Source organism: Microvirga lotononidis, from assembly GCF_034627025.1.
Classification (GTDB): domain Bacteria; phylum Pseudomonadota; class Alphaproteobacteria; order Rhizobiales; family Beijerinckiaceae; genus Microvirga; species Microvirga lotononidis.
Genome location: NZ_CP141048.1, coordinates 3,010,102 through 3,030,417 on the forward strand (window position 1 = coordinate 3,010,102; position 20,316 = coordinate 3,030,417).

Consider the following 20,316-nt stretch of genomic DNA (forward strand, 5'->3'; position numbering starts at 1 on the left):
GTCGAGCCGCATTTTTCGACGGCGAACCGGATCCGCCTCGCCGAAAAATGCTTTAGCGTCCTGATCGGATCTGCTCGACGGCCTCGTTCATGAGGCCGGCCAGAATGCCCGCCAGCTCGGCATCGCTGGTCGTCTTGCCTGCCGCCTCGAAATCCTGGCGCACCTTGCGGATGACGTCGCCATCGCCGGCTTCCTGGAAATCCGCCAGGATGACGGCTTTCGAATATTCCTCGGCGTCCGCGCTGGACTTGCCGAGCTGATGGGCCGCCCAGAGGCCGAAAAGCTTGTTGCGGCGGGCCGTTGCCTTGAAGCGCAATTCCTCGTCGTGGGCGAACTTCTTTTCGAATGCATCTCTGCGATCATCGAGATTGGCCATACTTCTTATCCCTTCAGGTCCGTGATCAATGTGGCCTCGGCGCGCCGGCGCCGAGGCTGTTGTCCAAAAGGACAAAGGTTTTGACAAATCCGTCTCCTTGAGACGTATCCAGACGGTTCTGCCGGCGCGGTGCGCCGGCAGTCCGGGAGTGCTCGATCGTTCGGGAAACACCTGTGCGGATGAAATCCGGGACGGCTCCGGGATCAGATATCCTCCTCGAAGCCGAAGTCGTCTCCGGCATCGCCGAAATCCTCGGCGGCCGCCTGTTGCGGCTCAGCCTGTCCGGCATCGGCAGCCTTCGCCTCGTCGCCGCCGGAGAACGCACCTGCGATCATGTTGCCGAGGAGGACACCGCCGGCCACGCCCATGGCGGTCTGCGCCGCACCGGCCAGGAAGCCGCCGCCTCCGCGCGAAGCCATGCCGGGTGCCCCGTGAGGCGCCATGCCGTGCATCGGCTGGGGCTGGTAGGACGGCTGGTGCGGCTGGGGTCGGGACTGCCCGCCGCCGAAGAGGCCGGCCAGGAAGCCACCGCCACCGGCGGGACGGCTGGCGACTTCGTGTTCCAGCTGCTGGATGCGTCCCTGGGCGGCGCTCAATGCCTGTTCCTGCACCACGATGGTCTGGGCCATGTAGTAGGGGGCATTCGGCTGCTGGCCGATCTGCGAGCGGATGAACTCCGCCGCCTGCGCATCCGGAGGCGTGGACTGGCGCTCCACCTGCGAGATCTTGCCGAAGAGCTGCTCGATGGCCTGACGATCCTGATGGTCCATGCAAATTGATCCTTTCAACAATGGACGGAAGTTACTCTTCCCGCTGGCCGGTGAGGCTCAGCAGCAGCTGGAAGAGATTGACGAAGTTCAGGTAGAGCGAGAGCGCGCCGAACACGGCCATCTTGTTGTTGGCCTCGTGCCCGTAACCTTCGGCGTATTGCTCCTTGATCGATTGCGTGTCGTAGGCGGTGAGCCCGGTGAACACGAGCACGCCGATGATCGAGATCGCGAATTGCAGCGCGCTGGAGCCGACGAAGATGTTCACCAGGGACGCGATGATGATGCCGATCAGGCCCATGACGAGGAACGAGCCGAACTTCGAGAGATCTCGCTTGGTGGTGTAGCCGTAGAGACTGGTGGCGCCGAACATGGCGGCCGTGATGAAGAAGGTGCGGGCGATGCTCGTCCCCGTGAACACCAGGAACACGGAGGCGAGCGACAATCCCATCACGGCCGAGAAGGCGAAGAAGGCGGTGCGCGCGGAGGCAGCCGTCATCCGTTCCATGCGGAACGAGAAGAAGAAGATGAAGGCCAGCGGCGCCAGCATCACCACCCACTTGAGCGGCGTCTGGAACAGAGGCACGTAAAGGGCCGGCGTCGAGGAGACGAAGAAGGCCACGAGTCCCGTGACCACGAGGCCGAGCCCCATGGTGTTGTAGACCCGCAGCATGTGCTGACGCAGGCCCTCGTCGAAGATGGCGCCGCTGGCGCGCGCCGTGGTCGTTTGCCAGGCATAGGGTGTGTTCACGTTATTCCTCCTGTGGGGATCACTGAAGCTTGCGGGCGAGCCGGGTGGCGGCCCGTTCGAGAGCCTTGTCGCCGCCGGTTCCGGTCAGCGCATAGGCGAGTTGGCCTGTCTGCCAGTAGACGGTCGTCGACTTGTCGAAGCGGGCGACCGTCGGGTCGATCACGTCGAAGACCGGCACATGGGCGGCGAACAGCGACACGCGGCCGAGGTCGTCGGCATCGACGGCGACCTCGACGCTGTGGCCGTCGCGGGACGGGAAGACCTGGGCGTCCCGAACATGCCAGTCGTCGGGCAGGGGCGGCAGCCGGACGCCCGTTTCGGCCAGGAGTTCGGCCGGGTCGTATCCGGCAGCCTCGGTCTGCGACGCCATACGGGCACGCACCAAAGCCGTCTCGTGCGAATGCAGAGCGTCCTCGACAAAGGCCGGCGGCTTGGGGGAGGCCTCGCTGTCGGTAACGCCCAAGCCGACCTGTCCGTGGGCAAACCAGCCAACCCCGATGAGCGCCACGACGGCGGCGATCCGCCGGAGCTTCAACCCGAATTCCTTCCAGGCCAGAACACGCTCGAGCCGAGCGGCCGCTCCAAGCGTCGCCTCCGGCGGGCGCGGCAGGGGAGCGGCATGGAGCAGCCGCAGGGCGTCACGATCCTTGAGATCGGCCATGACGCGCGCGGCCGATTCCGGATCGCGCGCGAGATATTCCTCGACCTCGATGCGCCGGGCCGGGGCAAGCTGGTCATCGACGTAGGCCAGAAGGTCCGCTTCGGTGACGGGGTCAGACATCGGGTCCTCCTACGATGCGCAGACTGGGCCGCCTGCCTTGCGACGGCCGTGACGTGTCGTCTCCGGCCTCGAAGCCCCGCAAGGCGGCGCGGGCGCGGCCCAGGCGGGACATGAGGGTCCCCACAGGGATCTTCAGCGCATCGGCGGCCTCCTGGTAAGGCAGGCCTTCGATGGCTACGAGGTGAAGGACGGCGCGCTGCTCGTCCGGCAGGCTCATGAAGGCCGCCTGGACCTGCTGCAGCCGCACCCGGCTTTCCTGTTCGGGCGGGGCCTCGCTGGCGACGAAGGAGGCAGCTTGCTCCAGGCGGCGGGCCTCCGCCCTTTGACGGCGCCGGTGATCGATGAAGGTGTTGTGAAGAATGGAGAGCAGCCAGCCGCGCAGGTTGCCGCTCGAGCGAAAGGAGCCGTGCCGCTCATAGGCGCGGACAAGGGTGTCCTGCACCAGATCCTCGGCCTGAGTCTCGTCGCGGGTCAGCGATCGGGCATAGCGCCGCAAGGGACCGAGCAGGCCGATGACGTCCATGCGCTTCGTGTCGTTCATGCGAGGTATACGGAGCCGTTGACGGGTTTAATCCCCGCGTCGTTCGAATTTCTTGATGCCGTCTCGGTCATGTCAGTTGCCGCTTGGCGCTCGCGGCGGTGGCGCCCGCCTCGAAGACACGAACGAGCCGATCCATGGCGAAAGGCTTGCGCAGGAATATGCCATGCCGCAGCCGACCCGGCAGGATCGTCTGCACGGCGGAAGCGTAAACGGCTGGCTTGTCGGGCCAGATGAAGCTGAAGGTGGTGCCGACCTCCCAGCCATCGACTTGGCCGGGGAGCTCGATGGTGCAGTAGAGGCCATCGAAATCGGCCGCTGCGATCAGGTCGAGGGCGTCTTCGCCGGAAGAGGCCGGAACGGCCTCATAGCCGGCCTGCCTGAGGGCGAGGGCGATCGCCGTACGAACGCCGGCATCGTCATCGACGACGAGAATTGAGGGGGCGGCCAGATCGGAAGACGTGGAATCCATAATCGGATCCTCCAGTTGCGGTCGCGCTCGTAGGCGCAAGGGCAAGAGAAGGAGTCCGACATCGCGAGCGGCGACCCGCTCGCCAGAGGGGCCCGGACCCTAAGGCAACGCTTATGTAGGCAGAACCTGCTCCGTCCGCAAGAGGGGCGGCATCAGGTGCGGTCCCGGTCCTCGCGGCGAGATGCGCGATGGAGGACAACGTTCGGAGGGCAGGGCATTCCTTCCGGCATGCGGAGCTTTCCGTCGCAGGCACGCGGTGACGATGGTCAAAGCGGCCTTTCGGACGGCTTCTGGTCGTTCGCTCCGAGACTGCCGGCGGACTCGTTCCGCTTCTGGAGCAGGGCGGGCACTATGCCGTCCGCTACGAGGGAATGGAGCTGCCCGACATAGTTGTCCTCGCGCGAGGGTTCCGTCGGGTTGGAGGTCATGACCACCGTCAGCCCGAGGCTGGGGATCACGTAGAGCATCTGCCCGCCGAAGCCCCAGGCGTAATAGGCCTTGTGGCCGCGCATCTCGCGGATGAACCAGCCATAGCCGTAAGCATCGCCCGTGAAGGGCGACGACGTGCGCGGCGTCCAGGATTCCCTGATCCAGTTCTCGGACACGATGCGCTTGCCGTCCATGGTGCCGCCCTGGCGATACATCTCGCCGAAACGCCAGAGCGCGCGCGGCGAAAGCGCCATCTCGTTGCCGCCGAGATAGATCCCTTGCGGATCGCGCGTCCAGGGCGCGACGTCGATCCCGAGCGGCTCGCCGAGCCAGTCGCGCGCCAGCTCCAGGGTGCTCCGCTTCGAGGCCCGCGTCAGCGCGGCGGAGAGAAGATGCGTGCTTCCCGTCGAATAGAGCATGCGTCCGCCGGGCTCGTCCACGAACGGGCGGGAGAGGACATAGCGGACCCAGTTTCCGCTGCCGGTCCAGGCCCCGTAATTGCGGCCCGATGTGCGCTCCAATCCCGCCTGCATGGACAGCAGATGGCCGATGGTGACCTGCCGGATCCTTGGATCCGCATCGGAAGGAATGTTTGACCCGAGAAGCGATGCGATCGGCTGGTCCACGCCCGCCAGGACGCCACGCTCGATGGCAATTCCGACGAGAGCCGACATGACGGTCTTCGACGCGGACTTGATGTTGGCCGGGCGATCGATCCGCGCACCGCCGACGGCCTGCTCGGCCAGGATCGTTCCGTCGTGGGACACGATCAGGGAGCGCAGATTGGACAGGCCCTTCGCGCGTTCGATCGTCTCACCGATCAGCTTCGGATCGGGGGCGGACGAAGGGGAAGCGGGCTGTGCGGACGCAGTGATCGTCCCGCTCAACATGAGGAGAAGGACAAGTCCTGCTTTGATTCGAGTGAGGCTCGGGAGAAGGCGCATGAACCGTTCTGAGATCGTGTTGCCGTCGGACAAGACCCGAGAGGGGCGAGCGTTCCGGAGGAGCAACACGCTCACACGCCATTGTGAGAGGCGGTCGAGGGGGAAAAGGGTGCACTGGCTCACGCGTGCTCCCCGCCCGTCAAAGGCGAAGGAAAGACGCGTGAGCGAAGACCGATCGAGGTATGGCACGGGTTCACCTCTCCTTGAGGGAGAGGTCGACGCGCGTCAGCGCGGCGGGTGAGGGATTACAGGTCTATCCGGAGAGGGCGTAACCCCTCACCCGGACCTGTTGGTCCGACCTCTCCCTCAAGGAGAGGTGTTCCAGCGCCCCACCTTTATGAGCCAGGCTCCCCAGATGACGCGATGGCGATAGGGCCCTGTCAGAACAGGAAGTCGGAGGCTCCGATCAGCGCCAGCTTCACGTTGAGCAGAGCGATCGAATGGTTGTCGCCCTTGATGAGCACGTCGTCTACCCTGCCGTCGCCGTCCGCGTTGAACCTGGTGATGCTGAGATCCTTGAAGCTCAGACCCGTGCCGCGCAGATTGATGTGGTCGATGCCGTTCTGGAAATCGGTGATCGTGTCTGCTCCCCAATTGCCGGAGAACCGGAAGGTATCCGCGCCGGCGCCGCCGGTGAGAATATCGTTGCCGCTGCCGCCGGTGAGGGTGTCGTTGCCCCCATTGCCGTAGAGCCGGTCATCGCCCGCATTGCCGGTGAGCGCGTCGTTTCCGGCCCCGCCATAGAGCTTGTCGTTGCCGCCATTGCCGTAGATCTTGTCGTTGCCGCCCAGGCCCTTGATCGTGTCGGCCTCGGCGGTGCCCTTCAGGGTATTCCTGCCGGCATTTCCGGTGATGGTGGACGATACGGCCGGGGCTCCCTGAGCCGGATCGACCAGGTCGAGTTTCACGTTCGAGGAGCCGATGGTCACCTGCCGGGTCACCGGGGCATAGCCGCCGCCGGAGAAGGTGACCGAATAAGTGCCAGCCGCAAGAGCCAGGCTGTAGCCGCCGGCGTCCTGCGTCGTCGTGCTGTACTGGGCGCCGGTCGAGCTCACGGCGGTGACGGTCAATCCGCCGAGCCCCTCGCCGATGTCGTAGAAGTGGTCGCCGTCCTTGTCGGCCATGCCGACGCCGGTCAGAAACACCGCCGAGCCCGACTTGGCGAAGTTCTGCGTCACGAAGGCGCTGTCCCAGCTCTGGTAGGCGCCGGTATCGAAGCCGATGCCGATCTCGCTGAAGGTCCCGTTGAGGATGTTGGCCTTGTGGCCCGGGCTGTTCATCAGGTTCGCGTGCAGCAACTCCACCTCGTCCTGGAGGCCGTCCGGCGCGCGGGTGCTGGCCCAGGCGATGTTCTCCCCCGATGCCCAGCTTCCCGAGAAGGCATAGCCGGCCTGGACCATCCGGTCGGTCGACGTCGAGCCGCCTGATCCCGTATGCGAGAAGGTATCGGTCGCGATCATCCAGCTGCTGTGGGAATCCGCCGAGTCGTTCAGGTTGCCGTTGAAGGCGAGCGGCTGGGCGCCGGTCTGGGCGCGTTCGCGATTGACCAGTTCGAGCATGAACTGCTCGTAGGCCGAGGCTTGCGACATGGAGGACCCCTTTTCGTTTTATGATTGTCCCTGGAGCGGGCTTGAACCTTGGAGCCAAGGCTTAGGGGCGAAATAGGAAAAAGTTGTGACCCGTCCGATGGGGCGGCGGGGGCTGCCCTACCTGCGCCGTAACCCAGCCCTGCAGGACGAGAGGGAGATCGGAACCCGTTTCTGGGTTATAGGGAAGCTGGAAACGCCTTAAGGCCGGGCCCGCGCAAGCTTGGCAGCATCACGAAGAACAACGATCGATGACCCATCAAACGCCAGCCATGCCCCTTGCGACCCGCGTCGTCTCGCCGGAAAGGGTCGCGGTGCCGATCCTGGCCGCCATCAGCGTGTCGCACCTGCTGAACGATCTCATCCAGTCGCTGCTGCCGGCGATCTACCCGATCCTCAAGCGGGATTTCAATCTCGATTTCGGACAGATCGGATTTCTGACGCTCACTTTCCAGCTCACGGCTTCGCTGCTCCAGCCCATGATCGGCACGTTCACGGACCGCAAGCCGCAGCCGTTCTCCCTGGTCGTCGGCATGGGCTTCACCCTCATCGGCCTGCTGACGCTCTCTCAGGCAAGCTCCTATCCGGTCCTGCTCCTGGCGGCCGCCCTCATCGGCATGGGGTCATCGGTCTTCCATCCGGAATCCTCCCGCGTGGCGCGACTGGCCTCGGGCGGACGGCACGGCCTGGCCCAGTCCGTGTTCCAGGTCGGCGGCAATGCCGGAAGCGCCCTGGGGCCTCTGCTTGCCGCCTTCATCGTCGTCCCGTTCGGGCAGCCGAGCATCGCCTGGTTTTCGGCGGTGGCCTTGTTGGCGATCATGATCCTCTTTGCCGTGGGGCGCTGGTATCAGGCAAAACTCGCGGATCTGCGCGCCAAGCCGCGCATGGTCGAGACCGGATCGGTGTTCTCGAAGAGGCGCATCGTGATCTCCCTTGCGATCCTGGTGCTGCTGATCTTCTCGAAGGACTTTTACGTCGCGAGCTTCACCAATTATTTCACGTTTTACCTGATCTCCAAGTTCCATCTGCCCGTGCAGGACGCACAGGTCCACCTCTTCATCTTCCTCGGATCGCTCGCCGTCGGCACGTTGCTCGGCGGCCCTCTCGGCGATCGGGTCGGCCGGCGCTATGTGATCTGGTTCTCGATTCTCGGCGTCCTGCCCTTCACGCTCATGCTGCCCTTCGCCGATCTGTTCTGGACGACGGTGCTGAGCATGATCATCGGCGTGGTTCTGGCCTCCGCCTTCTCGTCGATCGTCGTCTATGCCATCGAGCTCGTGCCGGGCCGCGTCGGCATGATCTCCGGCTTCTTCTTCGGTTTCTCGTTCGGCATGGCGGGCATCGGTGCCGCAGCGCTCGGACATCTCGCCGACGTCACGAGCATCGGGACGGTCTACGCCGTCTGCTCGTTCCTGCCGGCTTTGGGGCTTCTCGCGTATTTCCTCCCGAAGATCGAGAGGAAGCACACGTAAGCGCCGGCCGTCAAAGCAGGGCCGCCCGCGCGGCGTCTTCGAGGGCCTTCATCGCCATGCGATACGGGCCGGGACCATGGCTGATGCGTGAGACGCCGAGTTCAGCGAGCCGCACGGCCGGGGGAGTCTTCGCGTTGGCCATGATGTTCACCGGCAGGGGCGAGCCCTCCACGACGCGGGCGATGAGCCTTTCATCCGCAAGGCCTGGCACGAAGAACCCGTCCGCTCCGGCATCCGCATAGGCGCGGCTGCGTTCCAGCGCTCCCGCGAGGAGGCTCTCGTGCTGATCGCTTGCGGCGATCAGGAACACGTCCGTGCGCGCATTCACGAAGGCCGGGACGCCGAGCCGGTCCGCCGCGTCCCTGACGGCTCCGAGACGCGCGGCTTGTTCCGAGGTCTCACGAAGCGCGGCCTCCCGAACGCCATCCTCGATGTTGAAGCCGATGGCGCCGGCCTGTACGGTCCGGGCGATGGTCGCGCCGACCTCCTCGGGCGTGGTCCCGTACCCGCTCTCCAGGTCGATGGTGACCGGCAGATCGCTCGCCGCCACGATGCGCTCAAGATTGGCGAGGGCGAGATCGAACGGCATGTATTCGCCGTCCTCGAACCCATGGGCCGCCGCCACCGACCAGCTGCCGGTGGCGAGCGCCTTCGCGCCGCCTGCCGCGACCGCCTTGGCGCTGCCTGCATCCCAGACGTTGAACAGGACGACCGGATTTCCGGGAACGTGGAGAGCCTTGAATGCCCCGGCCTTCGTGACTTGATCCGTCATGTCTTTCACCCCTTGGATAACGCTGTCGCGACGCGCCGCTCGTGTTCGAGCAGCCATTGCTTGCGCCAGATCTTGCCACCATAGCCGGTCAATGACCCGTCGGCGCCGATCACGCGATGGCATGGCACGATGATCGCCACTTGGTTGGCGCCGTTCGCCCGCGCCACGGCGCGGGGCGCATCGGGGCGATCGATGGAATGCGCGATCTCCCCATAGCTGCGTGTGGTGCCGGCCGGGATCCGGCGCAGGGCGTCCCAGACCGTCGCTTCGAACGGCGTCCCCTTCTGCACGATGGGCAGATCGAACGCGACGGAACGGCCGGCGAAATAGAGCTCCACCTGACGGGCGAGCGTGTCGAGCATCGGGTGCTGCCCGAAGCAGATCGGCCCGACGCGCTTGCGCAGGCGCTCGATCTCGGTCGGAAGCGCCTTGCGCTCGGCGAATTCGAGCAGGTGGATCCCTGTGTCGTCCACGACCGCGAGCATCGCCCCGATGGGCGTGTCGAGCCATTGCGCGGTCAGGATCTGCCGCGCGGATGTGCGGATCGGCGCATCGCCGATGAGCCTGCCGATGGCGTCGCGAAAGCCGCTGCCGGATTCATAACCCGCATCGAGCTGGGCATCCATCACCGTTCCTCCCTGCTGCAAGGTATTCACTGCGAGCCCCAGACGCTGAGACCGGGCATATTGCGCGAAGGTGACGCCGTATTCGCGCTGGAAGGCGCGGCGCACGGTCGAGGGATCGTAACCGAGCGCCCTCACGTCCTCGGTGCTCCAGCGCCGCTCCGGTTCGGCCTTGATCCTGTCCCGCAAGGCCTCGAAGGCGCCGCTCGTCGGACGCCTGCTGTCGAGGGGCTTGCAGCGCAGGCAGGGGCGGAAGCCCGCATCCTGCGCGGCATCCCGGCAGGAGAAGAACACCACGTTGTGGCGCTTCGGCTTGCGGGCCGGGCAGGTGAGGCGGCAGAAGATGCCGGTCGTCTTCACGCCCACATAGGCGAATCCCTCGTAGGAGGGATCCCGGGCGATCAGGGCGGCAAAGAGAGTGTCGTCGTCGCGGAGCATCGGCATACCCCTGTTCTAGCGCAGTCATCGGATCCGTGTCGCCGGAAACGAGGCGTGTATTTTTGTTTGCGCTCAGCGCACCTGGGCGACTTCCACGCTCAGGCGCATCTCCGGATGGATGCCGCAGATGACGTCGTAATGGCCCGAGCCGTCGAACCCGATGGTGACCGTGTCGCCGGGGTTCTGGCCGTCCGAGTTGAAGCTCTTGCCCGGGCCGTCGAGGCGCACGTTGTGCACGCGGGTATCGTCGTTGACGATGCGCAGGGCCTCGCCCACCTTCAGGAGGATCGCGCCCGGCGTGAAGCGCTTATCCTTCTGACTGACGGTCGAGGTGGGAATGGCTTTCTCGTCCGTCCCCCAGGACATCGCTTTCGACGGCAGGTTTGCGGGGCGCGGCGGGTCGTCGCTGGACAGGGTGGCGAGAAAAGCGACGAGTTGTGCGCGCTCTTCGTCGTTCAGTTCTATGGGTCGCGGCAGGTCGGCCGACAGGGTGGGGCGCTGCACCACATGGTCCGCGTAATGCGCGACCACATCGTCGAACGTGGCGAGGGAGCCGTCATGCATGTAGGGCGCGGACCAGACGCGCTCGCGCAGGCTCGGCGTCTTGAAGGCATGGTTCGCGGCGCTCACGCCGATGACGGGGCCGCGACCCTTGTCGTCGCCCGGCAGGCCGATGTCGTGGAAGGCTTCATCGGTGAACCGCCAGCCCTGATGGCAGGCGACGCATCCGGCCTTGCCGACGAAGAGCGAGAAGCCCGCCAGCTCGTTCGCTTCCAGGGCCGTGTCGTCGCCCTTGACCCATCGGTCGAAGCGGGTTTCCGGCGAGACGAGCGTCCGTTGAAAGGCCGCGAGCGCCTTCGCCAGGTTCGCCTGGGTCACGGCGGGATCGTCCGGAAAGGCGGCCGCGAAGTCCTTGCGCATCTGCGGGTCGCTGCCGAGCGCGCGCAGGGCCTTCTGCAGGTTGCCGGCCATCTCGCGTTCGTTCTCGATCGGCACCATGGCCTGGGCTTCCAGGCTCGACGCCCGGCCGTCCCAGAAGAAGGACAGCCCCCAGGCCAGGTTCCACAAGGGAGGCGTACGGCGGTCGAGCGGCTGGCCGTCATGGCCGAGATGGCGGTCGACCCCATCGGAGAACGAAAGATCCGCCTGATGGCAGCTCGAGCACGCCATGTCGCCGGAGCCCGACAGGCGCGTATCCTCGAAGAGCTTCGCGCCGAGCGCGATTTTCTCCGGAGCGGCCGGATTGTCCGCAGGCATCGGAGCATGGTCCGGACGCGCGAAAACCTGCCTCCAATGCCCGGCATCGAGCGGTGCGGGCTTATCGGCGGCTGCGCCCACGAGGCTTGCGAGCACGAGGCCCGCAAGCACCCGGCCGATTCTGGCGAGGCTTTCGCTCGGCATGGGATCAGTGGAAGTTGCTGAGCTGCAGCTCGAACTTCGCGACGGCGCTCAGGAACTGTCCGGAGTCTTTCACGGCCTGCTTCGGCGGCGTCACGGCCGGGAAGGTCGCCTTCAGGTCGTCGAGGCTCGCCTGCAGGGCCTTGGCCGCATCGGCGCTCTTGGCGGAAGCGGCCGGCATGATTGTTCCGACGAGGCGGTCAACCTCGAACACGAAGCCGCGCGCATCCTGGTACTCGACCACGTTGGCGATGCGGCCCTTCTCGATCGCTTCCGCGTATTCGTCGGCGGCCTGCTGCAGCACTTCGAGGGCCGTCTCGAGCACGAAGTAAGTGCCGTCCTGTTCCTTCGCCTTCACGGCCGTCTCGGCGGAGGCCAGGCGCTCATCGAGCGCCGCGCGGGCGCGGAGATAGGCTTCCTTGTTCTTGGCCTTCACGGTCTGCGACAGGGACTTCAGGGCGACCTGGAACGGGGCGATGTTGAGCGACTTCAGCTGATCGCGGAGGCTGCCGTAAATCTCTTCCTCCGGGTGCAGGAAGTGGGGCAGGGCGTCGGCCCAGCGACCGGCCTCGATCAGCTCAGCCCCGACGGTCAGATGGCCGCGAATCATCTCGATGCCGCGATAGACATGGAGGGGCGCCGGCAGCGGCGTCGCGCCGGCTCCGCCCTCGTCGCCCTCGCCCCCCGACGTGGCCGCAGGCGCGGCGTGGCCCTGGTGCTGAGCGAGCTGGAGCAGGCTCCGGCCGGCCTTGGCCTCGATTCCGGCCTGCGGCTCGACATGGAGGGCCGTCGCTTGCGCGGCCACCGGCGCGGCAACGAGGACGGCGGAGCTCAGGCCCGCCCAGATCTTCCGTTTCTTCATGAATCCCCCTCGGCATGCTGGCCGCCGCGGCTAGTTTAGAAAAGTTAAAAACTGTCTGTCTTTACAATAACTTAGCTACATACTATGGGGAGATCTGGCAAGCCTGAAGGTGCTCTCCCATGCTGATCACGATTGCGGATGTCCTCGTCCCGGCCGACCTCGAAGAGGTTCGCGGGATGCTGGGCTCCATGCGCTTCGAGGACGGCCGCGCGACGGCGGGGTGGAGCGCCCGGCTGGTCAAGGACAACGAGCAGGCCCGCGAGGGGGCGGCGCTCACCCTGCTGCGGGAGAAGGTGTCGGCGGCCATTCTGGGCCACGAGGTCTTCGCCCTCGCGGCGCGTCCGAAGGCCCTGACGCCGCTGACCTTCGCCCGTTACGGCGCAGGCCGGGAATACGGCCCCCACGTGGACAACCCGCTCATGAACGGCATCCGCACGGACGTGTCCTTCACGCTGTTCCTGGCCGATCCGGAGACCTATGACGGCGGCGAGCTCGTGATCGAATCCGTGTCCGGCGAGGAGGAGGTGAAGCTCCCGGCCGGGCATCTGGTGGCCTATGATTCGACGAGCCTGCACCGGGTCGCCCCCGTCACGCGGGGGGAGCGCATGGTGGCCGTGGGTTGGGCCCAGAGCTACGTGCGGGACAGCGCGCGGCGCGAGCTTCTGTTCGATCTGGAAACCGCGAAGCGCAACCTGTTCGCCCGATCGGGCAAGACGCCGGAATTCGATCTGCTGGCAAAGAGCAGCGCCAATCTTTTCCGCATGTGGGCGGAGGTTTGAGGGGCGGCTGTTTCGAGCGCCTCACGTCATCACCGGCCCGGTGCCGGTGAGCCCGATCAGCGGGAGGGTGTCGGACCCGCCGTGTCTATTGCCAGGAGTAATTGAAGCTCACGCTGATGCGCTCGCTCTCGGCCTCGTTCAGGGGAACCTCGTGGCGCAGCCAGCTTTCCCAGAGCAGCACCGTTCCCGGGACCGGCTTCATATAGGCGAATTGCCGGTTTTCCTGCTTGGCCTTGGCCTTGCGCGGCGGGGCGGCCATCATGAAGCCGAGGCGAGGATCCTCGAGCTTCAGCGCGCTCGCGCCCTCCGGGATCGTCACGTAATAGGTGCCGCTGATCACCGAATGCGGGTGGATGTGGGACGTGTGGATGCCGCCCGGCGGGAGAATGTTGATCCACAGGCTGTCGAGCACGAGCTTGCGGCCCTGGAGGTCGAATTCCAGCTCCTTGGCGAAGCCCGCCACATGCTTGTCGAGCTCCTTCAGAAGCTCGCCGAACACCGGCACTCGCCAGGGCAGGTCGTTCAGGGAGGCATAGGACGTGTAGCCCGGATAGCCGTGCTTCTCGCACCAGCGCTGGCCGGCCTCGTCATCCTCGGCAATGGACAGGCAGGCCGCCTCCAGCTCCGCATTGCGAAGTTCGGCCTTGGCGCCCGTCATCTCGGCGCGGTAGACTTTGGTGACGAAAAGCGTATCGATGCTTGCCATGGCTTGGCTCTATTCCGGCCGTAGGCTTCTGTCAAAGCCATTGCCCTTTTGGAAGGGGCATCCCAGCTTTCCGGATGAACGATTCCTGGTGGGTTGAAGGATCCGCCGGGGCAACACACCTTGGCCTTATGATGTCATCCTCCCTCCCGCCGGCCTTCTCGGACGATCTCCTGACCATGGCGCGAAGCCTCGACGCGGAAAGCCTCGCGCGGGTCATCGCCCTGCGGGACTGGCTGATCACGGTGGCGGGCCAGATGGAGGATTCGAACGAGGTCCTGTCCGGCTTCCTCAACCGGCTGATCGAGCTCGGCCTGCCCATCGACCGGGCGGTTTCCGCCATCGAGACGCTGCATTCGGAATATGCCGGCATTGGGCGGTTCTGGACCCGGGAGGAGGGGACGGTCGTTCGCTACCTGCCGCACGGCGATCGTCGGGAGACCGTCTATCAGACGAGCCCCTTTGCCCATGTGAACCGCACGGGGGAGTGGCTCGTCCTCGATCTCGCGAACACCCCCGACGATCTCTTCCCGATCATTCCCGAGTTGAAGGAAGCGGGCTATCGCCACTATGTCACCATCCCGATCCGCTTCACCAACGGTGCGGAGAACGCGATCTCCTTCGCGACCAGGACACCGCAAGGGTTCGGCATCCGCGAGCTGACGATCCTGCGCATGGTGATCCCGTCCTTCTCCCTCGTGACCGAGCTGCGCGCGACGAGCAACCGGCTCGACGAGGTGCTGCGCATCTATGTGGGGGACGATCCGCACAAGGCGATTCTTTCCGGCGCCATCCAGCGCGGGCAGGTGACGCGGATCCGTTCGGCCATCCTGTTCGCCGACATGCGCGACTACACGCATATCTCCTCGACCCTGAGCCCGGAAAGCGCGGTCGATCTCCTGAACAACTATTTCGATTGCCTCGTGCCCCCCATCGAGGACGAGGGCGGCGAGGTGCTGAAATATCTCGGCGACGGGCTTCTCGCCATCGTGCGCGACAAGGGCGACGACACGGGAGGCGCCGCGCAATCGGCGCTGACCGCCGCCACCAAGGCCCTGCGGCGCATTGAGGCTGCCAACAACGAGGGGCGCTTCCCCGTGCCGATCAATGTGGGTCTCGCGCTCCACCACGGCGACGCGGCCTACGGCAACGTGGGCTCCGGCCAGCGCCTCGACTTCACGGTGATCGGCCGCGACGTGAACCTCGCGAGCCGCATCGCGGAGCTGAACAAGCGACTGGGTGAGCCTCTGCTCATGTCCAAGCCCTTCGTCGAGCATCTCTGGGGCAATCCTTCGCCCCTCGGCGCACATGAGGTCGAAGGTTTTGCGGAGGCGATCGAGGTCTACAAACCGTAGAGCATCGGATGTGCATCCGATGCTCTACGGTTTTCGACGTCACACATCTTTGCACGCAAAAGCGGCTCCCACTTTTCCGCACGATGCTCTAGATCCGCTCCCGCCCATGCGGCGCGTCGAGATCCAGGATCGGGCCCAGCGGCACGACGCCCGTCGGATTGATGGTCCTGTGGCTCTCGTAATAATGCCCCTTGATATGCGTCATGTTCACGGTCCCGGCGATGCCGCCCGTCTGGTAGATGTCGCGCAGGTAGCCCGAGAGATGCGGGTAATCGGCGATGCGGCGCAGGTTGCACTTGAAATGGCCCACATAGACCGGATCGAAGCGCACCAATGTGGTGAAGAGCCGGATGTCGGCCTCGGTCAGCCGGTCGCCGCAGAGATAGCGCCGTGAGGACAGGCGCTCGTCGAGGACATCGAGCGTCTCGAACAGCGGACGGACCGCCTCTTCATAGGCCTGCTGCGTCGTCGCGAAACCGGCCTTGTAGACCCCGTTGTTGACATTGTCGTAGATCCGCCCGTTAAGGGCGTCGATCTCGGAGCGCAGGTCGTCCGGCCAGTAGTCGCCCGGGATCGCTCCCACGCCGTCGAAGGCCGAATTCAGCATGCGGATGATTTCGGCGGATTCGTTGTTCACGATGGTGCCGGTCGCCTTGTCCCAGAGCACCGGAACCGTCACGCGGCCGGTATAGTCGGGCACCGCCGCAGTATAGACCTGGTAGAGATATTGCGCCCGGTGGATCGGATCGGGAACGACGCCCGGCCCGTCCTCGAAGGTCCAGCCGTGCTCGAGCATGCGCCAGTGAACGACGGAGATGTCGATCGCCCCCTCGAGCCCTTTCAGCTTGCGCATGATCAGGGTGCGGTGCGCCCAGGGACAGGCGAGGGAGACATAGAGGTGGTAGCGCCCCGGCTCCGCCTTGAACCCTCCATTGCCGGAAGGCCCGGGGGAGCCGTTGGGCGTGACCCAGTTGCGAAAGGCCGACGGCTTGCGGACGAAACGCCCGCCGGTGCCTTTGGTATCGTACCATTGGTCGTGCCAGACCCCGTCGATCAGCAATCCCATCCCGTCCTCCACCTCGCGTTCCATCCCGTACGGGAGGTCCCGACCCAAGCGGGAAAGCAGACAGATGGAGGATCCGGACAGGGATCAAGAGGCAGGGCTCAACTCCGCTGTCGCAGCCGGGATCGACGGCGGACAAAACCGGCTTGACGGAGAGAGCGATGTATTACAGGAACATGGATGGCCTCCGGGCTCCCCCGGACCACCCTTTCGCCTGAGCCTCGCTCCTGGAAAGGGCAGGGCCCGCCGTCACGACAAGGGGTGACGATGGGATGTCCCCTCGCACGATCCCTTGCCTTCCTCGGAAGGGCCTGTAGCTCAATGGTTAGAGCCGGCCGCTCATAACGGTCTGGTTGCAGGTTCGAGTCCTGCCAGGCCCACCACTTCCCAACTTGCTGATAGTTTGATCAAACTGGCTCTCAAAGCCCCTCGATCTCTCCCGGGTCCGCGGCAACGATTACGGCGATGATTTGCGTCTTTTCCGGGTGATCGCGCTCGCCGCATCGGCCGCACGATCCGGAGGTTGCTTCCTATCGGTCCAGGCCGGATCGTCGGTGGACATGCCGAGGAACCCGGCCGCCTCCCACTTGTCCACGCCCTGCTGCATCAGCCACGTGGCGGCCGTATGCCGGAGCGTATGCGGCGGCGCCTTCTTCGTGATCTTGGCCAGCTTCAGAGCACGCGCCCAGGCAACCTTGACCGACTTCACCGGCACTCCGTCCCATTCCACGATATGCGTGGCGATCAGCCCCTTGGCCTGCCAGCGGCGGATATGGGCGATGAGGCGTGGCGGCAGGCGCACAGGCGGTTGTCTCTTGTTCGTCTCCCGCTTGCCCTCGGCCAGCCGGTAGAAGACGCCATGCTCCAGATCGATGTAGCTGCGGCCCTGACCCTTGTAGAGCGAGGCGCTGAGCACCGCCCCTGATCGGCTTCCCGTGTAAAGCGAGAACAGGATGAAGCGGGCAAGGTGCCTCAGGTCGTGCCACTGGCTTTCGACCACAGCGCCCTTGTTGCGCCCCCTCGGGAGCCGAACCGTGCGGCCGTGCCGATAACAGACCCATACCAGCCGGGCGACCTCGTCGCGGGTCAACCACTCCTCGCGAGCCTTGCCCTTCTCCGGCAGATCCACAATCACCAGCCCGACATGCAGGTTGCGTCTGGCGTGGTGGTTGATCGCCGCCCGCAAGTCCTCCAGATCGCGCCGGGCCCCGCCCTTCGTCCGCGTGTCGGCATAGTCCCGACACGTGCGCGGCGTCACCTCCGACAGCATCTTGTCGCGCCACCATTCCCCCAGGCGCCCGATCCGTTCCGCTGCCTTTGCAACGTTGGCTTCCGGAGCCGTGACCTATGCCGATAAGGCTACCGCGCTTCTGACACACAGCGCGTCCGGCGATGTCGAGGTAAGCCTCGTTCTCGACGCGTTTTCACTCGCGGAACGCGGCCATCTGTTCCGTCAGGGGATTCGCACCGTCACGGACACGGATGCCGGCTCGTCGGCTCACGACAGAGACGACAGGATCATCTACAACAAGAAGACGGGCGCAGTGTATTATGATGCCGACGGCATCGGCGGGTCAAAGCAGATCCAGATTGCGACGCTCTCCAACAAAGTCACTCTCACCCATAAGGACTTCTTCGTGATCTGATCGCCTCATTGCAGATGAATGCGATGCGGCTTGATCAAGGCCCGGACTCGTTCATGTTGATGGAGCTGCCGCCGTGTCGTCCTTGCGACATGCTCCGCAGCAGCCTAGAGCCTTGTTCGGTGACATCGATCCGGTTCGGCGTCACAAATGCGGCCAAGGAAACAGCGCAAGTGTTTGGAATGGTTGGCACACGGCATACGCCTCTGGCGTTTCAGACGGCTGCTGAGCTGGGTGAGTGGCTTGCGGCGCATCATCAGTCGGCCACGGAGCTCTGGGTCAGGATCTTCAAGTCAGGCGCGAGCAGGCCCTCTGTCACGTGGGCGGATTGCGTGGTCGAGGCGATCCGCTTCGGATGGATCGATGGGCAGAAGCTGCCGTTCGATACGGAGTCGTTCCTGCAGCGCCTGACGCCCAGGATGCCTAAGTCCAACTGGTCGGCCAAGAACTGCGCTCATGCGACGACGCTGATTGCGGAAGATCGGATGGCTCCGGCCGGATTGGCGCAGGTGGAGGCCGCGAAGGCCGACGGTCGGTGGGACAAGGCCTATGCCGGCTCGGCGACGATGACGATCCCGCAGGACTTCCTCGACGCCCTGGAAGCAAGGCCGAAGGCGAAGGCGTTCTTCCTGACGCTCGACCGCAAGAACCTTTACCCGATCTATTATCGCCTTCACACGGCGAAGAAGCCCGAGACGCGGGCCAAGCGGATGGAATTGATGCTGGCCCAGCTGGAACGCGGCGAGCGGTTTCACTGACCGGCGCGAGCGCTCCGGCCATAACGCCGCGGCAGCGGTCGGCGTCGCGGCCTTCGTCCGGGAACCGCTGCGAGGCTAGGGCTCTTGAGGCGATAGCTCAGGGCAGCAAGAGCTTGAGCAGGATCAGTCCTGCCAATCCAATGGCGATGATGACGGCCAGTGCGATCCAAGTCGGCCAACCCGGTCGTGGAAGAGAGCCGAAGCGCATGGCAGCCTCCTCAAGCGGCGAATGATGATCTGTCTGCGTCGGCCCCGGAAGGCAGAGGCTTACTTGTACTTCAAGGTCTCGTAGAAGAGCAGGCCGAGCACGCCCAGCGCGATGACGAGCCCCCAGACGGCCCAGTACCGCCAGCCTGCTGAAGGCAGGTTCCCAAACATGACAACTCCCTCCAGACCCGGATCATGCGCCCCGCAAGTGCGGAAATTGCGGCACGACCGCCGCATTCCGGGCGAGACCGGGCAGAAGGAGGTCCATTAAACCTTAGTCTTATGCCAAAAGTTGTGTGACTTAAGTCACAGACGAAGCTGCACAATGGGGCCATCATCGCGCCTTGCCTGCTAGGGCATAGGAGGGTGGGATGTCGCAGCAGAAGCAGAGCGCCGGTGAGCCCAGCCAGTTTGCTGTGAAGGAGCATGTCAAGCTGATGCTGAGAAAGATCCCTCGCAAAAGGGAGACTCGGCAGATGCAACGTTATGCTGCTTGAGAGAAGCGTCCAGCCAGAGCGTCGAACGCAAAACCGGGAACCGGTTTTGCGTGGCAAGATACGACAAAACAAGCGATGAGAGCATTGGCGCCAGGCTTTGAGCTCTCGCCGTGGGTGCCGTCAGAACGTATACCCAACCTTCACGCCGAAATTGGTCATACCGCGATTGTTCGAGCACAAGCCCGCGTTGGAAAGGTGCTCGATGGTTCCCATGAGGCTCCAGTTCGGGCTCAGACGAAAGCCGAGCGCCGCGGCTTCACGGAACAGAGCGCGGCAGCCGAGAGCCTCACGGTCGACCTCGATCGGGTCCGTCTCACCGTCGTGAACCGCCCCTCCGAAGCTGCCCTCGACGAAGATCGACGGCGTCAGGTCGAAGGTCCACGTGAAGCCCGCATAGGCAAAGCTCGTGTCATGGTCGAGATTGATGCTGCCGCCGATGTGAAGGCGAGGGATGAGGGCGTTCACGAGGGGGTCGGCTGCCGACCCGAGCTTAGGCGATAGGGCTTCCAATGTGAGGTTGACCGATCCGCTTTCCGGGCCGGTCGGATCCTGGGCCGTGAGCCCGAGGCGAAGCTCGGAGAGAAAGGCGGGAGCATAGACTTGCTGAGGAAGGGTTGGAATTACGCTCTTTTCGGTGAGATCCGCAGCGTTTGCTGCGCATCCGGCGGCCATCGCGACGAAACTCAGGACGATCAGCCTCTTCATCGATAACCCTCAGCGAATCAGCAACCTCCTAGTCATACCTCCCGACGGTTGTGCCAGTCGTTAAGGCAAAGCTGCGCTCTGCTCAAAAATCGGAAGTGCTGCATACCGGTGACACCTTCTGCAATGGTGTTGCAGAACAGGAGAGGCCATCCGCAAAGACCCGGTCGGGCCGGCGATCCGACCGATGAAGGGATCCGAGCCCATCGGGCCACGACGGGACCACGCGAGAGGCTTGGCGCTGTCCATCCGCTACCGTCGTCGGCGGCCTTTATGACGCCTTTATGTTTCGGGCAGCACTTCCCAATCGAGATTTGATTCCGATCAGGCGTAGCGTTCAGCCCTCATTGCAGGATGCTGTCATGTACGACCTAATCTATCTCCTTACAGGCCTTGGGTT

The 20,316-nt window shown here is 64.7% G+C and carries 22 protein-coding genes and 1 tRNA gene; 7 read left to right on the plus strand and 16 right to left on the minus strand.

Going from position 1 to position 20,316, the window contains the following annotated elements; translation table 11 throughout:
• Window positions 1-52 precede the first annotated feature (52 nt).
• The 8 genes from U0023_RS14265 to U0023_RS14300 all read right to left on the minus strand — a co-directional run bounded on the left by U0023_RS14265 (window position 53) and on the right by U0023_RS14300 (window position 6,647).
• Window positions 53-376, minus strand: coding sequence for a DUF1476 domain-containing protein (locus U0023_RS14265; protein ID WP_009764648.1), 324 nt, complete (start codon window positions 374-376; stop codon window positions 53-55).
• Window positions 377-579: 203 nt separating this feature from the next.
• Window positions 580-1,146, minus strand: a complete 567-nt coding sequence (locus U0023_RS14270; protein ID WP_009764649.1) for a DUF2076 domain-containing protein — start codon at window positions 1,144-1,146, stop codon at window positions 580-582.
• Window positions 1,147-1,177: 31 nt separating this feature from the next.
• Window positions 1,178-1,894, minus strand: coding sequence for a Bax inhibitor-1/YccA family protein (locus U0023_RS14275; protein WP_009764650.1), 717 nt, complete (start codon window positions 1,892-1,894; stop codon window positions 1,178-1,180).
• Between the two features lie 19 nt (window positions 1,895-1,913).
• On the minus strand, window positions 1,914-2,675 hold the full coding sequence (locus tag U0023_RS14280; RefSeq protein WP_009764651.1) for an anti-sigma factor family protein: 762 nt from the start codon (window positions 2,673-2,675) through the stop codon (window positions 1,914-1,916).
• On the minus strand, window positions 2,668-3,216 hold the full coding sequence (locus U0023_RS14285) for a sigma-70 family RNA polymerase sigma factor (protein WP_009764652.1): 549 nt from the start codon (window positions 3,214-3,216) through the stop codon (window positions 2,668-2,670). Before U0023_RS14285 ends, U0023_RS14280 begins: the two co-directional genes overlap by 8 nt.
• A gap of 67 nt (window positions 3,217-3,283) precedes the next feature.
• Window positions 3,284-3,685 (minus strand): response regulator, encoded by a 402-nt coding sequence (locus U0023_RS14290; protein WP_009764653.1) that lies wholly within the window; start codon window positions 3,683-3,685, stop codon window positions 3,284-3,286.
• Window positions 3,686-3,951: 266 nt separating this feature from the next.
• Entirely contained in the window at window positions 3,952-5,247 is a 1,296-nt protein-coding gene (locus tag U0023_RS14295) for a serine hydrolase domain-containing protein (RefSeq protein ID WP_009764654.1), read from the minus strand.
• Between the two features lie 191 nt (window positions 5,248-5,438).
• The gene (locus U0023_RS14300; RefSeq protein WP_009764655.1) at window positions 5,439-6,647 is read right to left on the minus strand and encodes a CAP domain-containing protein; all 1,209 of its coding nucleotides are present in this window, start codon (window positions 6,645-6,647) and stop codon (window positions 5,439-5,441) included.
• 269 nt (window positions 6,648-6,916) lie between these two features.
• On the opposite strand from U0023_RS14300, the gene U0023_RS14305 reads away from it, so the two are divergent.
• A complete protein-coding gene (locus tag U0023_RS14305) occupies window positions 6,917-8,116 on the plus strand; it encodes an MFS transporter (RefSeq protein WP_009764656.1) in 1,200 nt (399 codons plus the stop codon).
• A gap of 10 nt (window positions 8,117-8,126) precedes the next feature.
• Here the strand turns inward: U0023_RS14305 and U0023_RS14310 are convergent, their stop codons facing one another.
• The 4 genes from U0023_RS14310 to U0023_RS14325 form a co-directional block, all read right to left on the minus strand.
• On the minus strand, window positions 8,127-8,888 hold the full coding sequence (locus U0023_RS14310) for an isocitrate lyase/PEP mutase family protein (RefSeq protein WP_009764657.1): 762 nt from the start codon (window positions 8,886-8,888) through the stop codon (window positions 8,127-8,129).
• A 5-nt stretch (window positions 8,889-8,893) separates the two neighbouring features.
• Window positions 8,894-9,949, minus strand: a complete 1,056-nt coding sequence (locus tag U0023_RS14315; protein ID WP_009764658.1) for a bifunctional transcriptional activator/DNA repair enzyme AdaA — start codon at window positions 9,947-9,949, stop codon at window positions 8,894-8,896.
• 72 nt (window positions 9,950-10,021) lie between these two features.
• Window positions 10,022-11,350 (minus strand): cytochrome c peroxidase, encoded by a 1,329-nt coding sequence (locus tag U0023_RS14320; RefSeq protein WP_009764659.1) that lies wholly within the window; start codon window positions 11,348-11,350, stop codon window positions 10,022-10,024.
• A 4-nt stretch (window positions 11,351-11,354) separates the two neighbouring features.
• Window positions 11,355-12,209 (minus strand): hypothetical protein, encoded by an 855-nt coding sequence (locus U0023_RS14325; RefSeq protein ID WP_009764660.1) that lies wholly within the window; start codon window positions 12,207-12,209, stop codon window positions 11,355-11,357.
• A gap of 119 nt (window positions 12,210-12,328) precedes the next feature.
• Between U0023_RS14325 and U0023_RS14330 the strand changes: the two genes are divergently transcribed.
• Window positions 12,329-12,988 (plus strand): Fe2+-dependent dioxygenase, encoded by a 660-nt coding sequence (locus U0023_RS14330; protein ID WP_009764661.1) that lies wholly within the window; start codon window positions 12,329-12,331, stop codon window positions 12,986-12,988.
• Between the two features lie 85 nt (window positions 12,989-13,073).
• Here the strand turns inward: U0023_RS14330 and U0023_RS14335 are convergent, their stop codons facing one another.
• A complete protein-coding gene (locus U0023_RS14335; protein ID WP_009764662.1) occupies window positions 13,074-13,694 on the minus strand; it encodes a TIGR02466 family protein in 621 nt (206 codons plus the stop codon).
• A gap of 131 nt (window positions 13,695-13,825) precedes the next feature.
• On the opposite strand from U0023_RS14335, the gene U0023_RS14340 reads away from it, so the two are divergent.
• Entirely contained in the window at window positions 13,826-15,046 is a 1,221-nt protein-coding gene (locus tag U0023_RS14340; RefSeq protein ID WP_009764663.1) for an adenylate/guanylate cyclase domain-containing protein, read from the plus strand.
• A gap of 88 nt (window positions 15,047-15,134) precedes the next feature.
• Here U0023_RS14340 and U0023_RS14345 read toward each other — a convergent pair whose 3' ends face one another.
• Window positions 15,135-16,112 (minus strand): glutathione S-transferase family protein, encoded by a 978-nt coding sequence (locus U0023_RS14345; RefSeq protein ID WP_009764664.1) that lies wholly within the window; start codon window positions 16,110-16,112, stop codon window positions 15,135-15,137.
• A gap of 304 nt (window positions 16,113-16,416) precedes the next feature.
• Between U0023_RS14345 and U0023_RS14350 the strand changes: the two genes are divergently transcribed.
• A tRNA-Ile gene (locus U0023_RS14350) sits at window positions 16,417-16,492 on the plus strand.
• Window positions 16,493-16,566: 74 nt separating this feature from the next.
• Here U0023_RS14350 and U0023_RS14355 read toward each other — a convergent pair.
• On the minus strand, window positions 16,567-17,379 hold the full coding sequence (locus U0023_RS14355; RefSeq protein WP_009764665.1) for a tyrosine-type recombinase/integrase: 813 nt from the start codon (window positions 17,377-17,379) through the stop codon (window positions 16,567-16,569).
• Between the two features lie 70 nt (window positions 17,380-17,449).
• Here U0023_RS14355 and U0023_RS14360 point away from each other — a divergent pair, with 70 nt between their 5' ends.
• From U0023_RS14360 to U0023_RS14370, 3 genes are all read left to right on the plus strand, one after another.
• Window positions 17,450-17,755, plus strand: a complete 306-nt coding sequence (locus U0023_RS14360) for a hypothetical protein (RefSeq protein WP_009764666.1) — start codon at window positions 17,450-17,452, stop codon at window positions 17,753-17,755.
• A 179-nt stretch (window positions 17,756-17,934) separates the two neighbouring features.
• Entirely contained in the window at window positions 17,935-18,510 is a 576-nt protein-coding gene (locus U0023_RS14365; RefSeq protein ID WP_040639352.1) for a YdeI/OmpD-associated family protein, read from the plus strand.
• 578 nt (window positions 18,511-19,088) lie between these two features.
• Entirely contained in the window at window positions 19,089-19,214 is a 126-nt protein-coding gene (locus tag U0023_RS14370) for a hypothetical protein (protein ID WP_009764670.1), read from the plus strand.
• A gap of 120 nt (window positions 19,215-19,334) precedes the next feature.
• On the opposite strand, the gene U0023_RS14375 is transcribed toward U0023_RS14370, so the two are convergent.
• On the minus strand, window positions 19,335-19,919 hold the full coding sequence (locus U0023_RS14375) for an acyloxyacyl hydrolase (protein ID WP_009764671.1): 585 nt from the start codon (window positions 19,917-19,919) through the stop codon (window positions 19,335-19,337).
• Between the last annotated feature and the right edge of the window lie 397 nt (window positions 19,920-20,316).